10 protein-coding genes are annotated in these 13,781 nt (G+C 46.4%); 4 read left to right on the forward strand and 6 right to left on the reverse strand.

The genetic code is table 11. The features are described from left to right. The first annotated feature begins 443 nt into the window (after window positions 1-443). Window positions 444-1,019 (forward strand): GbsR/MarR family transcriptional regulator, encoded by a 576-nt coding sequence (locus tag MHH93_RS06450; protein WP_062833093.1) that lies wholly within the window; start codon window positions 444-446, stop codon window positions 1,017-1,019. A 136-nt stretch (window positions 1,020-1,155) separates the two neighbouring features. Here the strand turns inward: MHH93_RS06450 and MHH93_RS06455 are convergent, their stop codons facing one another. Both MHH93_RS06455 and MHH93_RS06460 read right to left on the reverse strand, forming a co-directional pair. After that, window positions 1,156-2,781: a helix-turn-helix domain-containing protein gene (locus tag MHH93_RS06455; RefSeq protein ID WP_500053373.1), complete on the reverse strand. Its 1,626-nt coding sequence runs from the start codon at window positions 2,779-2,781 to the stop codon at window positions 1,156-1,158. 186 nt (window positions 2,782-2,967) lie between these two features. Then, window positions 2,968-4,254, reverse strand: a complete 1,287-nt coding sequence (locus MHH93_RS06460) for a DUF5050 domain-containing protein (protein WP_500053374.1) — start codon at window positions 4,252-4,254, stop codon at window positions 2,968-2,970. Between the two features lie 277 nt (window positions 4,255-4,531). Between MHH93_RS06460 and MHH93_RS06465 the strand changes: the two genes are divergently transcribed. Next, entirely contained in the window at window positions 4,532-5,518 is a 987-nt protein-coding gene (locus MHH93_RS06465) for a Gfo/Idh/MocA family protein (RefSeq protein WP_500053754.1), read from the forward strand. Window positions 5,519-5,521: 3 nt separating this feature from the next. On the opposite strand, the gene MHH93_RS06470 is transcribed toward MHH93_RS06465, so the two are convergent. Genes MHH93_RS06470 through MHH93_RS06480 form a run of 3 tightly spaced genes read right to left on the reverse strand, consistent with a single transcriptional unit; the run spans window position 5,522 to window position 8,138 of the window. Next, the gene (locus MHH93_RS06470; protein ID WP_500053375.1) at window positions 5,522-6,355 is read right to left on the reverse strand and encodes a MurR/RpiR family transcriptional regulator; all 834 of its coding nucleotides are present in this window, start codon (window positions 6,353-6,355) and stop codon (window positions 5,522-5,524) included. A 51-nt stretch (window positions 6,356-6,406) separates the two neighbouring features. After that, a complete protein-coding gene (locus tag MHH93_RS06475; protein WP_500053376.1) occupies window positions 6,407-7,240 on the reverse strand; it encodes an ABC transporter permease subunit in 834 nt (277 codons plus the stop codon). After that, a complete protein-coding gene (locus MHH93_RS06480) occupies window positions 7,233-8,138 on the reverse strand; it encodes an ABC transporter ATP-binding protein (RefSeq protein WP_500053377.1) in 906 nt (301 codons plus the stop codon). The genes MHH93_RS06475 and MHH93_RS06480 overlap by 8 nt, the downstream gene beginning before the upstream one ends. 443 nt (window positions 8,139-8,581) lie before the next feature. On the opposite strand from MHH93_RS06480, the gene MHH93_RS06485 reads away from it, so the two are divergent. Both MHH93_RS06485 and MHH93_RS06490 read left to right on the forward strand, forming a co-directional pair. Beyond that, on the forward strand, window positions 8,582-10,417 hold the full coding sequence (locus MHH93_RS06485) for an HSP90 family protein (protein ID WP_500053378.1): 1,836 nt from the start codon (window positions 8,582-8,584) through the stop codon (window positions 10,415-10,417). After that, window positions 10,417-11,472: a hypothetical protein gene (locus MHH93_RS06490; protein ID WP_500053379.1), complete on the forward strand. Its 1,056-nt coding sequence runs from the start codon at window positions 10,417-10,419 to the stop codon at window positions 11,470-11,472. The genes MHH93_RS06485 and MHH93_RS06490 overlap by 1 nt, the downstream gene beginning before the upstream one ends. Before the next feature lie 156 nt (window positions 11,473-11,628). Here MHH93_RS06490 and MHH93_RS06495 read toward each other — a convergent pair whose 3' ends face one another. Continuing rightward, window positions 11,629-13,779 (reverse strand): serine hydrolase domain-containing protein, encoded by a 2,151-nt coding sequence (locus tag MHH93_RS06495; RefSeq protein ID WP_500053380.1) that lies wholly within the window; start codon window positions 13,777-13,779, stop codon window positions 11,629-11,631. Window positions 13,780-13,781 lie beyond the last annotated feature (2 nt).

Consider the following 13,781-nt stretch of genomic DNA (forward strand, 5'->3'; position numbering starts at 1 on the left):
CATACACTTATGCGCCCAGCCACGAAATCCGGTAGATGTTGCTTCGCTTCCCGTCTTTCTGGGTAACGTTTTGTATTCTAACAATACTTACCCCGTATAGCAACCGAATAAACAGTACATAATGTTTGTACAGTAAAAACTGTACAAAGTTTTCCTCCCATATGCTCCGTCGTTCTCCTTATTCTGTCTAATAAGGTTCCTTTACATTTGATATCGCATTTCCTACAATAGAAAATGAGCTGAATTGAAGCTGAATTTTTTGGTTAAAAGATAGTCATAGGCAAATGTAGCCTGGTAAAGTTCCCATTTTCATACATTGGGTGAAAGAAAGCCCTCTGGCATATAGGATGTCCGGCCGGATGCTTTCCCATGTAAGCAGGACTTTTAAAGTGTTGCAATTATTTTGCCAAGACTGTGGAATGTTCAGAATGGAGGTTGCAAGCATGGGCTTGGACCATTTACAAGAGGAACAGCAGGCAACCGTGCTGAGGATTCGTAAACGCGTTATTGAAGCCATTGGACGTAATATGGATCTTTACGGCGTTACGCTGTCTACGGGACACTTATATGGATTGCTATTTTTTGCAGACAAGCCAATGACCCTTGACGATATGGGACGGGAAATGGAAATGAGCAAAACGAGTATGAGTACAGGTGTGCGAACACTGCTGGATTTGAAAATGGTGAACAAAGTATGGAGCAAAGGCTCCAGGAAAGACCTATATGAAGTAGAGTATGACTGGCACCAGACATTTACGGATTATTTTGCGATTAAGTGGAGAAAAGCCGTGGAGAGTAACCTTCAGATTCTGCGCAAATCGATTGAAGAACTGAATCGGTTAGTCGAAGATCTGGATGAGCAGGCAGATGCTGAACTTATCCACATTCTGATGGAAGACAAACATAAGGTTTTGCAAGCGGAAGCATACTACAAATGGTTGGATCGGTTGATTGATACCATGGAAGATGAAGAGATATACAAGTTGGTTCCGAAGGAAGAGATCAAGGAACATTCATAATTACATGTAAAGGGCCCTTTCCGTCATAGGAGAGGGCCCTTTGGCTTGTGCAAAATCTTATTTAATTATAATGATGGAAAACGATGGAGAAAATAACACTGCACACCGGTCACTTCGTAGGAGCTAATATTCATATCTAATGTCCGATCAGTCCTGCCTGAGGAAAGACAACAGACTGCTGATCAATCTGCTCCAGTTCGTTCAGAATCTGCAACTGGCCCACTGGGTTCCAGCACAAGAGATGCCAATTTGAGATATCATGGACATTACCATGCAGCACGGCAGGTGATCGATGCCATGATGCCGTTTGTTTCATGCGTCGGAATACCTTTTCACTGGCAGGCTGAAGCGAAGTACGATGGATCAACAGATAATCCGTGTCCAGCACAGGGATATTATCCGCAACATACTCATTTCTGGAACTTTCGGGAGACACAAGCTGGGCAGGGTGGAGTCCCAATTCAGCATACAACAAGCGATTTAATGGATGCTCGCCAGTCCCCTGTAATCGAATGAATTGATTCGTAATCTCCATCAGAGCCAAGCGTTTTTGTCCGAAATAAGATTGGAGGCTCCGTCCGGCTTCAAGCTTGCGGAACGCAAGTTCCTTGAAATTCAGCAACGCTTGCTTCTCGCGTCCGACCAGTTCGGCTATGCGAATATGGTTCTCTTTCCAGTCGTCAGTGGACTCCAAAATGATGGTGGGTGCAATACTTTTCAGGCGATCATAATAAGGCTTATGGTAAAAATCACCGATGATCAAGTCTGGCTTCGCCTGCCGAAGTTGATCGAATTGTCTGGTTAATCGGCGTTCTTGTTCATATTCATCCGATTCTCGGTCAAGAACTCCTTCCAGCACAGCTACAGGGCGCAGTCCAAGCGAAGCCAGATTCTCGTGGAATCCCATGATGGATGCCGTAGCTACGCGAAGTTGATCTCTTTTCATATATACGCTGGGAGCAATGCCCAAGGTTTGTTTGAATTTACGGCTAAAATAATACTCATTGCCATACCCGACAGATATCGCGACGTCTTTGAGGACACATGATTCCGCGGTCAGCTGTTTTTTGGCTTCGTCTATACGTAAACGGTTCAGATAATCGGTCGGCGACATGCCCTTGGCTTTCTTGAAACTGCGAGAATAGGAGCTGGGTGTGAGTCCAGCGATCTTGGCAAGCTGATCCATGCTGATTCCTTCACTCATGTAACGTCGCATATACATAATACTGCGCTCCAAGGCAGGGTCCACTTTCTCATGATTGGCTTCCAGCCGGTTCTCTGAGAGAAACTGCAGCAGTTCATGCAGCTGGCTATGTATGCTGATAAAGTGATCCGGTTGAAGACCGCGATAGGTTTCATACAATTGTTCCAAACGTAATACAGCCTGCTGCTCATGACGAACCAGCAACCTGCCTGTCTGCCAATCCAGCGGGAAGGCGGGTGAAGAGGTCATTTTCCATTCGCCGCGCACTTGCTGCAAACGAACCGTATCCATGCTTAGCAATATAAATTCGGTCACTTTCGAGCGTGCAGCGGCCTCGATGGTTGTACCTGACTTCAACACGAACAAGCTGCCCGCTTGCGCCGTATAGACTGTATCATTCAGGACCAGAACACCGTCTCCTTGCAAAATAAGACAGAGCATGGGCCGGGACACCGTCTTGCCTTGCACACGGAAATTCTCCCCACGACGCACACGGCACATGGAGGAGAGGAGCGGTAGAGATGAGGTTTCAGCAATGAAGGGAAACTGTTCAGTCATACGGACCATCCTTTTGTCTTATTTTCTTAATGATAACAATTATCATTCTCATATGGAAGATATTTTTGAAAAATAGTTTTCGACAACCAAAAAAGGACTACCAAGAGCCTATATGGCTGCAAGGTAATCCTTTTTGTTATGGATAATTCCGATGAATAGGCTGCACGCTTGATTCAACAGGATATGTTAGTACGGTGTCACCAATAGAATATTGTCGAGGAAAACGTCACTCATTACTTTTTTCCCTGTTCCACCCGTTTGCACGTGATACAAGCGATACTGATCTTTGGCATTGATGTAGAACAGGCCGGCAACATCATCTCTGATATGGAATGCATCCCATTCGTCACCGGTAAGTTTCGTTACCTTGAGAGCTGTATTGACCGAATAGAGACCGTTGTTGCCCGAGATGTATGCAGCCGTAGCTGTACCATTGGTCAATTGATTTGCAACATACGTTACATTGTTCAGGTTCAGGTTGGCGGACTTGGTCACTTTGTTGCCGGATACCGTTTTGGCATAAGCCTTCTTGTCTGCATCAATAAGGACAACCTTGTCTGTACCTAAGGCACTTACTTCCCGGATGCTCTTGTTATGAAGCTGAAGCGTTTTGGCTGAAGTTGTTAACGCGAACGCTTTGCCTTTGGCATAGTTGTAATCCTTATTGCTGTCGAGATCGATTCCTTTGTTATACACGTAGAGATTGTTACCCCAACCACCGGAATATACTGCATTCACATCCAGTTTGGCTTTTGGATTAACAGCAGTTGCCTTGCCAGTGTTGTAATTCACCTTATACATGACAACAGCATTGGTGGAATAGAAGTCCTCGTAGGGGTCTGTATTCACCATCAGTTGCAGTTCGTTTTTGGCTTGATTCGTAAAATAACGTCCTTCCACTGCGCCTGCGGCAATCCGCTGCACAGCTCCACTTCCGTTGGACGTTTTGGACACGATCCACGTGTTTCCATTAACCAGCGCATTATAGTAAGCACGCCCTTTGGCTACAAGGAGAAATGGAAAATCGGTATCGGCCTTGTCCGCAATCTTGGTAACAGCTGAAGCATCACTGTTGCCATTAGCGCGATAAATGGTGCCTGTAGCATCCAGATAATAGATGAATCCGTTATCCGTATAATAGCTGAGTACATCTGTTGCAAATGGCTCTGCTTCATCGCTGGACCCGTCATTCGGAACCCGAAGTAACGTTGTGGAAGAAGCAGTCTGGGTGTAGTAGAGATAAGAGCCTGCTGCGAGCAAGTCCACCCCTTGGAAATCAATTAATACTTCTGTTGTATTGCTGCCATCCGCGGATACCTTGTACAAAACACCGTCAGACTCATAATACACAGTGGATTGGCTTAGTGAAGCTGCCTGCGCTGCGTTTCCGCCTCCGAATGTCACTGCTGCAATAAGTGTAATGAGCAGTAATGTACAGATGGTACGTTGTACGTATGTATACCCTGTCTTCATTCTTTCATCGTCCCCTTCGTTCGTGTATGTATGTCGTTATTTCCTTATGTTATATCGGTAAACTATGGAAGATATGTTAGGTCTCATACATGAAAAAAAACAGAGAATGAAATTGAATTTCACAGTCATTCAAACCTGAAATCAAATTGCGCATGATGCGGCCAATCCCGTCCCAAAGCATTCTCCGCCTGACATGATCGTGATAACATTACACTCAACCAGAGCAGCGAAGGATAGCTGAATGATAAACAACCAACGACAGGAGCGAAACCATATGATGAACATAGCAACAATTGGTACAGGGTCTATTGTAGATGCCATTTTAGCCGCGATCAATGAACTGGAAGATGTCACTTGTATAGCGATGTACTCCCGAAAGAGAGAGACAGCGCAGGAGCTTGCAGGCAAATATGGAGTAAGTACAATCTATACTGATCTGAAATCCCTATTTTTAGATACGAAAGTAGATCTCATATATATTGCTTCACCGAACAACATGCACTACGAACAGGCCTATCAGGCGCTTCAACATGGCAAACATGTCGTGTGTGAAAAACCGTTCACGTCCACACTTCAGGAAGCAGAAACGCTGAGTGCACTTGCAAAAGAAAAAAATCTGCTGCTGTTTGAAGCCATCTCCAACATTCATTTGCCCAATACCAAAGTCATACAGGAGCAACTACCGAAGCTTGGTCCGATCAAACTCATCCAGTGTAACTACAGTCAATATTCGCGCAAATACAATGATCTTCTTGCAGGCGAAACACCGAATGTCTTCAATCCACAATTCTCTGGCGGAGCATTAATGGATATCAATATTTATAATCTTCATCTGGTCATGAATCTGTTCGGCAGTCCGAATGCCGTATCATATTCTGCGAACCAGCATGCAAACGGCATTGATACGTCAGGTGTTGTTATGCTCAAGTATCCGGAGTTTATTGCGGAATGTGTAGGGGCCAAAGACTCGAACAGCATGAACTTTGTGCTCATTCAAGGAGAGAAAGGGTATCTTCAGGTTGACGGGGGAGCAAACGGTTGCCGGAAGATCAAGCTTCAGATCGGGAATGAGCCAGCTGAGGAGTATAATGCCCAGACAAAGTCTAATTGGCTGTACTATGAGTGGGAAGCGTTCAGGGACATCCATGCAAGTGGGGACTACAAACGGTGTTACGAACTGCTCGAACACAGTGAGTCTGTGATGAGTGTACTCATGCGTGCGCGTAAGGATGCAGGAATTGTATTTGCAGCGGATCAGCGTTAATCGTTAATACGTGTCGCTAATACTCCCCATATATAAGATGTCGAAAATATAGAGCACCGAGACCATCGAAGACATTTTGGAGAGCCGTAGTTGCTCATTGTATCCGTAAGCCAGTAACGTTTCATCGCAATGTCTGGACAGGGTTGAATGGTTGTTGCCTGTGACCGCGATGACCTTCATCTGTTTGCTACTGAGCACTTTGGCGGCTTCAATCATCGATTGATTCTCACCTGTGTGTGAGATAACAAAAGAAAGCGTCAGGCTGTTGGGATTCATCGTATTCAAGTAATGCATGTTGGCATTATTGTGAGCAATCGCAGATATGCCGAGTTCATTCCATTTGGCACAAGCCTGTTGAGCTAGATAATAATTCATATCACTGCCATAGATATCGATACGTCCGGATTCTTTGACCCAGTCCGCGATTCGTAGTAAAACGGGGGCCTTTAACATCCCGCGTGTATCCTCCAGCGCTTGCTGATATAGGTAAGGAACCGAGTCGATGGCAGCCAGCACATTGCCTTGTTCTGCGAATGGAGAATCCTGCTTCTGCAACGCAGAAGGTATCCGTTGATATTCAAGAGCAAGCTTTAACTGAAAGTCTGGGTACCCCTTGGTACCCAGCTTTTTGCATAAGCGAACAATGGTGGAGGAGCTTGTATAGGTCTGCTGAGCCAGTTCATGGGCTGTAGAATCGAATACAACTTCGAGGTTGTTTAGGATATAGTCCACAATATGCTTCTCCTGTGACGTTAATGGTGAAGCATATTTTAATTTTTGAAGTAGTTTGGATTCCATGCGGTTCTTCCATTCCTCTCTATAATCATCCCAGAGCATATATCTCCAAACATCATAACCTGCGTTTATCTATTTCTCAATCTGCACATCTCAGATCTGACTTTCCGCCAGTTGTTGACGACTATTCCATAGCGTGACGAGACGAAGAAGTACCAAACTAATAAGCAAGAACACTGCTCCAATCAAGAGTAACATCCAGGGGCCGATCAGCAACATGCCACTGGCTTGACCAGCGACTAAGGCGATCAAGGGAAGGACAATTAATCCACCAAGCTGATAAGCTTCCTGAAATCCACGAACCTTGGCCGAGATCAGCACGTTTAACAAAATGACCATAAGACTGCAAGCCGGAACAACCCACAGGACAAGAATCGTCCAGTTGACATTGGGAAACATCAACGTTCCAAACATAGGGTACATCAGAATATTGGCAATGATCCCGTAGATCAGGAACGTAACCCAGGATAAAAGAATGGACGGAATCAGGGCAGCCAATACTTTACCTTTAAAAAGAGTGTTCATGCTGATTGGTGTGAACAACAATCCTTCCAGCGTCTTGCGTTCCTTCTCACCAGCGAAACTATTAGCTGTCAGAATACTGGAGGCCATCACCGGAATGATGAGGAACAAGGGCGCGAACATATACATAGCTAAATAATAGACAATACGATGATTATCTGTAGGCATGGAAGCAAGCTGAGGAATCTGTCCACCATGGGTTAACGCATCCAATGATTCGAGCAGAAAGCTGATGTTGCCCAGAGAACGAAGTTCCATTCTGGAGGCCGCCCACAGGAGGGCAGAGGGCATGATGATTCCGATAATCAGTGGAACGATCAACATGGGCAACCAGAGCTGAACGCTGGCTGTGACGGACCGGACATCTTTGCGTACCAGAGCACGTATGGCTTGACGGTTATTCATGGTCGTGTGCCTCCCTTATGGCAAAATAGATACTCTCCAGATCACTGCCCGTGATGCGGGCCTGATAGACTTGACCGTGCTCCGTTAATTGCCTTAGCAGTAATGGGATATCTTCACGGGATTGAAGCTGATAAGTCGCTTTATATGCCGAGATCGTCTCGGGCGTATAGTCGGTAGCCGTGTGCCATCCATGGGGCATATCGGCTTCTACTTCGAGCTTCGGTGTGGACAGGTATCGGCTAACAATCTCTTGCTCCGTTCCTTCCTCAACGATGTGACCTTTTTCCATGAAAATATAATGATCACAGACGGCTGACAGTTGGGACAGCACATGGGATGAGATCAGAATCGTCATCTTTTCTTCCTTATTTAATTGACGGATCATACGCAGCACCATCTGAATTCCATCTGGATCCAGGCCATTGGTGGGCTCATCCAGAAACAGGATAGAAGGACGGTGCAGGAGTACTCGTGCAAGGCCCAGGCGTTTCTTCATGCCTGTGCTATAGGTACCGACTTTTCGATGCTGATAATCCTGCAACTCGAACAGAGTTACAAGCTCATCAATTCGTTTCTTGGCATGTTTCAGACCAAAAACATTTGCGAAGAAAGTCAGATTTTCACGCCCACTCATATTCTCATATAATCCACTTTGTTCGGTAAGGGTGCCGCACATGGCCAGTACTTTCTCCGTCTCAAGAGCGGCATCCAATCCGTTAATGGTTACCTGTCCACCGGAAGCACCCAAGACCCCATTCATGATGCGGATCAGTGTAGTTTTGCCCGAACCATTGGGGCCAATTAACCCAGTGACACTACCTTGTTTAACTGTGAAGCTGACATCATGCAGTGCTTGATGCACCTTGAATTGCTTGGATATGTTGCGTGCTTGGATCATGTATGTTCACCGTCCGATCTGAGTTTGGAGATTATACGTGTGGTAGGCTGATATCGTTCAAATGGACGACAAAAAAGATCTATTCCTCCTTCAATAGTCCCGAATGCAGGGTGCATATTTACCCTGAAGTCTATCTGAAATCGGGTCTCAGGTTTGTTTTCACTATGGGCTGTAACATGTATCCTTATTTTAGGGTAGAACATCCGTTTCATTGCTATTCATAATGTGGTAATGAAAGATAAGGCCATACGTCTCATGAATGCCTGGAATATTCATCTAACGCCGGCCTTGGTAATACAGGGCCGGTTTGACGTGATTTTTGGCGTACTTGCAAAGGAAACGTCTGTTTTTATCGATTACATAATGAATTCGTCTAACACATCCATACGAATACATCGTATGGGTACATATTGTGTTTGGGCGCAGAGGAAGGTGAGTGAATCATGACAGCATCCAATGAATATCGTTTTCAAGTGAACCTGAGCGGAATGATCCAGATTTTATCCAACCATCTATATAGTAGTCCCAAGGTGTTCTTGCGTGAACTCATGCAGAATGCAACAGATGCGATCACGGCACGCAAGGAAGTGGACCCGGGATATCAGGGAGAAGCACGGATCGAGCTGACAGGAACCGGTGACCAATTGACGATGATGGTGGAGGACAACGGCGTTGGTCTGACCGAAGCGGACATCCATGAGTTTCTGGCGATGATTGGACAATCCTCGAAGCGTGGACAACAGGCACTGCTGGATGGCGAGACATCGTTTATTGGGCGTTTCGGTATTGGTCTGCTCAGCTGTTTCATGGTAAGTCATGAGATCGTTATGCTGACTCAATCGATTAAGGGCGGCCCCTCGATGGAGTGGAGAGGTAAGCCGGACGGTACATATACGATTAGACAGTTGGACACACAGCTATCTCCCGGAACGAAAGTATATCTGCGTTGTACGCCGGACGCAGCACATTATTTTGAAGCGGAGTATGTGAAAGAAGCTTTATTTTACTACGGCGCTTTGCTTCCATATCCGGTCACGTTGATTCATGATGGGGTGCAGTCTGTTGTCAATCAGGATTCTCCGATCTGGCTTACACGCCCGGAGTTTGCCCGTTCTTGCCGAGCGGAAGTGCTTGCTTTTGGTGAACGTCTGCTTGGGGAGAAGTTCCAGGATTTCATCACGCTGACGACGGCTTCCGGTCGTACGGGAGGTATTGCTTATGTGCTGCCACATGCGGTGAATCTGAATGCCAAGCGTTCTCACCGGGTGTACCTGAAGCGAATGCTGATCTCGGAGAAAGCCGAGAACATTTTGCCGGATTGGGCTTTCTTCGTGAAATGTCTGATCTGGACCGATGAGCTTCAACCGACGGCATCAAGAGAACATTTCTATGAAAATGAAAAACTGGAAGAGGTGCGCTCCGAGCTTGGAGACGCTTTGCGTATGGGGCTGGCTGACATGGCTGAGAATCAGATCGAACGTCTGCAGAAGCTGATTCGTCTGCATGCCCTTTCGATGAAAGCACTGGCTGTTCAGGATCAGGCGTTCTACGCGATGATTCATCGCTGGTTGCCCTTTGAGACGACGAGAGGACATCGTGAGCTGGGTGAACTGATCGATGAAGGTGAGACGCTGTATTACACTGGCTCCATTGATGAATACCGCCAGATTCACCATGTGGCTTCAGCACAGTTCATGCTGGTCGTAAACGCAGGTTATATCTACGATAAAGAACTGATGGCGATGCTGCCTGTCATACTGAACAATGTACAGACCGAGCGTATTGAGCCAGATGAAGTATCGATGACATTCACGGATGTTGCACCGGCTGAACGTAACCAGTACTATGATGCGCTGCGTTTGGCAGATTCGGCATTACAACGTTTCCGTTGCCGGGCAGAGGTAAAAGGATTCAAGCCATCGGATCTGCCGGTCTTGTTTACCCTTTCGCAGGAATCATCCACGCTGCGTGCGCTGGAAAAAGCGAGCGAAGAGAGCACAGATTTATTCTCTTCTGTTCTCGGTTCGTTGTCGGCAGGCATTAATTCAGCAGGGTACTCGACGTTGTATCTGAATGTAAATAATCCCATCATTAAACGGGTGTTGACTTCACCAGATAATCAGATGACACCGATTGCTATTGAAATGCTGTATGTTAACGCACTGATGATGGGGCATTATGCGATGAATAAACAGGAACTTGAAGTGTTGAACCAGGGAATTGTACGTTTTATTGATTGGGGTTTACGCGCAAATATGAATCATGAGGGAGATGCCTGATGAAGACAGAGATGGATTTTGAAGATTTGATGGAAGAGGCCTATCAACTGCCTAACGGTCCTGCGAAGCTCGGTTTTTTGGAGGAAGCAGCGCGGGTAGCTGATGTCAATGGTATGGTTGAGGAGGCGTACGAAGCACGTTCAGAGATTGTGGATGCAGCCACCTTCTGTGGATATCCGATGAAAGCTTTGATCGCTTTTTCCTGGCAACTGGGCAAGTTCGATCAGCAGCCAGAGCTGTATGATGAAGAAACGTTATTGTGGTCGTACAAATGGATTCTCGGCAAAATGCCCGATTTCCCGGAAATTTCACGTGAGAAGATCATGGAGTTGCTGGAGGATTTCGGAGCACGGTTCAAGTCCTATGGTTACAGTGAGCGTTCTTACTGGTACTATCGTTTCCGCATCTTTATGGATTTCGGAGAGTTGGAGGAATCAGGACGCAGCTATGACAAGTTCAGAACGTTAGACCGCGACTTCATGAGTGACTGCGAGGCGTGTGAGCAGGATGAAATTATGCGTTATTTTATGTTAAAAGGAGACGATGAGAAGGTACTGGAAGCTGCGAAGCCTATTCTCAAAGGACGTATGAGCTGTGCGGAGATTCCGCATCTAACGTTGTCGGAAATTCTGATGCCGCTATATCGTCTGGGGCGGACAGAGGAAGCCGATAAATATCAGGTCAAGGGATACCGCTTGATCAAGGGTGAGAATGATTTCGTGCAGAGTTTTTCCGAGCAGATGGAGTATCTTACACTTACGAATCCGTCCAAAGGAATTGATATCCTCGAAGAAACACTGATGCTCGCAGCCGATCATGAAGATGCTTACGCCAAAATGATGTATTATGCGAAGGCAGCGCCGTTATTGCGGCGTTGGGCTGAAGAAAAAGAGTCGGAAGGGTATCGCATGCGCCTGCCAGCGTCCTTCTCGTATGAAGGCGACCCAGGCGACTTGCTCAAGCTGGCCGATTACTTTGCGGAGCATGCTCAGACCGTTGCGGCCAAGTTTGATCAGCGCAATGGGAACCGTCATGTATCTTCATTGATCGAATAGAGATGGATATAATTCGGTAACATGTAACCGATAGCTATTATAACGTAAGAAACGTAAAGAAACAGGCTTGTTCATGAAGGATCATTCCCTTCTGAACAAGCCTGTTTCTTTTGCCATAAGCATGATATGTCTAATGAGTATGAAGATGTTTTATTTTTATTGTGCTGAAGTTGCAGAAGGGACCGTCGCTGGTGATGGAACCGGTACAGTTTCTGTGGGCTCTTCTACAGGCTCGGTTCCTTCAGCAGGTTCGGCTTGCGGCTGCTGAGCCGCCATCAATTCAGCGACAATTTGATCCGTCGGCTGTGTAAGCAGCGCATACATAATTGCCGCCTCTTCCTGACGAATCAGAGGTTTGCGGGAAAGGAAATCAACGGAGCCATCTTCCAATACCTTCACCTCAGGTCCATGAATACCGAGCGCATACATCATCTGAATGGCTGGTACAGCCCATTCATCTGTGTGCCCCGCAAGTTTCACATCCTTGAACAGTTCACTAGGATATTGCAGTTGCATAATTCTCCACATCATGACCATGGCTTCCTGTCGGATAATGACTTGATCCGGCTTAAACTGCTGTTCGTCCGTGCCCGTAATCATACCCAATTCATATCCAAGTTGAATATATCCCGCTGTCGCATGGTCTGCCCAGTCGGTGCCCGCAGGAGGTGTTGTTTTGCTAGGCTTCAAACCACTCAGTTTAAGGCTGTTCTCAATAAATTCGGCTCGTGTCACCGCCGTTTTCGGTTGGAAAGACGTGTTGGCATCATTCTCATAATATCCAAGTGATTGTATGGCATAGATGGCTTCAGCATAAGGACTGTTCTCACGAACATCCCGGAAGCCCGCAGGCTTTTGTCCTTTTTTCTCATAACCCATAGGGTTGAGGTAAGGTTCTTTCAGGTATGTGGTGCCATCTGCATTTTCTTTGAATGCTGTGAATTGACCGGTCAATTCGTCTTTGAAAAGATTATCTTCCACTTGAATCAGATTGCGTTGGCCCAGGAATACATCGTTAATGCTCAGATGTCCTGGCTTATCGTCGCCACCTTTCAGAGAACTTACAATCGTGCTAAGTCGAAGGTCTGCGTACAATCCGGTAAAGCGTTGCAGCTCAGCTGCGGATTGCGGCGTGTATTCCTTAAACTGCACTGGCTCTGCATATTGCGGGAAGAAATTCTGGATGAATGCCGGGTAGAACAGATTACGAAGTGCTCCATTTTGATTATACGTCAGGAAGACGCCTGTATTTTGCTCGGGAATAAGGAAGAGATAAGAGCTGAATCCAGTCAGGTCGCCTGCTTTCGTAATGATTTTGGAACTACTTCCTGCCCCAGGAAGCTGAAATGCTGCTTCGAATCCATAGGTGGTATTTGGTAACAGTGGATGAATGGAGGAACGGTACTGCTCCATGCTTTTCACTGTGGATTCCTTGAGAATACGCTCGTTGCCCTTCACGCCATCATTCAGTAACGCAATCATGAATTTTCCGATATCCTCTGCGGTAGACAACATGCCACCTTGAGGCATTGGTGTTGGAGAGAGGGTGTACAGATCAAGCGGTTTATGTGCAGCATCATAGCCTATAGCAAGCTGCTGTTGGAACTTTTCGTTCAGCATGAAGCTGCTGTTGTCCATGCCTAGCGGTTTGAAGATATGTTGTTGCATATAAGATTCAAAGGACTCGCCGCTTACGTTTTCAACAATCATGCCCAGAAGCAAAAACGAGAAGTTATCGTACATGTAGGCGCTACCAGGTTCTCGAACGACAGGAGGCATATGTTGCTGAGCGTAATCCTCCATCGTTATGTACTTATCAAAATCAGTATGAATGTCTTCCTGCTGGGGATCACGGATTTCGAATCCGGTCGTGTGTGTGAGCAGGTTCTCTACAGTTACAGGTTTGTTAAAGGGATTATCGAATTCGAGCCCTTTCACATAGGTCTGAAAATTAGCTTGCAGGTCAACCTTGCCTTGCTCCACTAGCTGCATTACAGCTGCTGACGTGAACGTTTTGGAGACAGAGGCTACACGGAAGGCCGTATTTTTCGGATCGATAGGCGTTTTGTTCTCCTGATCAGCATAGCCATATCCTTTTTCCGCTAGAACTTTACCATCCTTCACGACAACAACGGAGGCGCCCACATAATGAGCTTTTGCCTCAGCAGAATCGAAGAATGAATCGAGAAATGTTGTAGCCGTTTCGGTTGTCAGCGCTTTCGACTTTCCTTGTTCGGCAGCTACTGGAGTCGCAGTCTCCGCCTGAACCGCGGGTACCCACAGACTGAGAGACAGAACTACAGACATGA

It is taken from the genome of Priestia sp. FSL H7-0729, from assembly GCF_038005685.1.
Lineage (GTDB): Bacteria > Bacillota > Bacilli > Paenibacillales > Paenibacillaceae > Paenibacillus.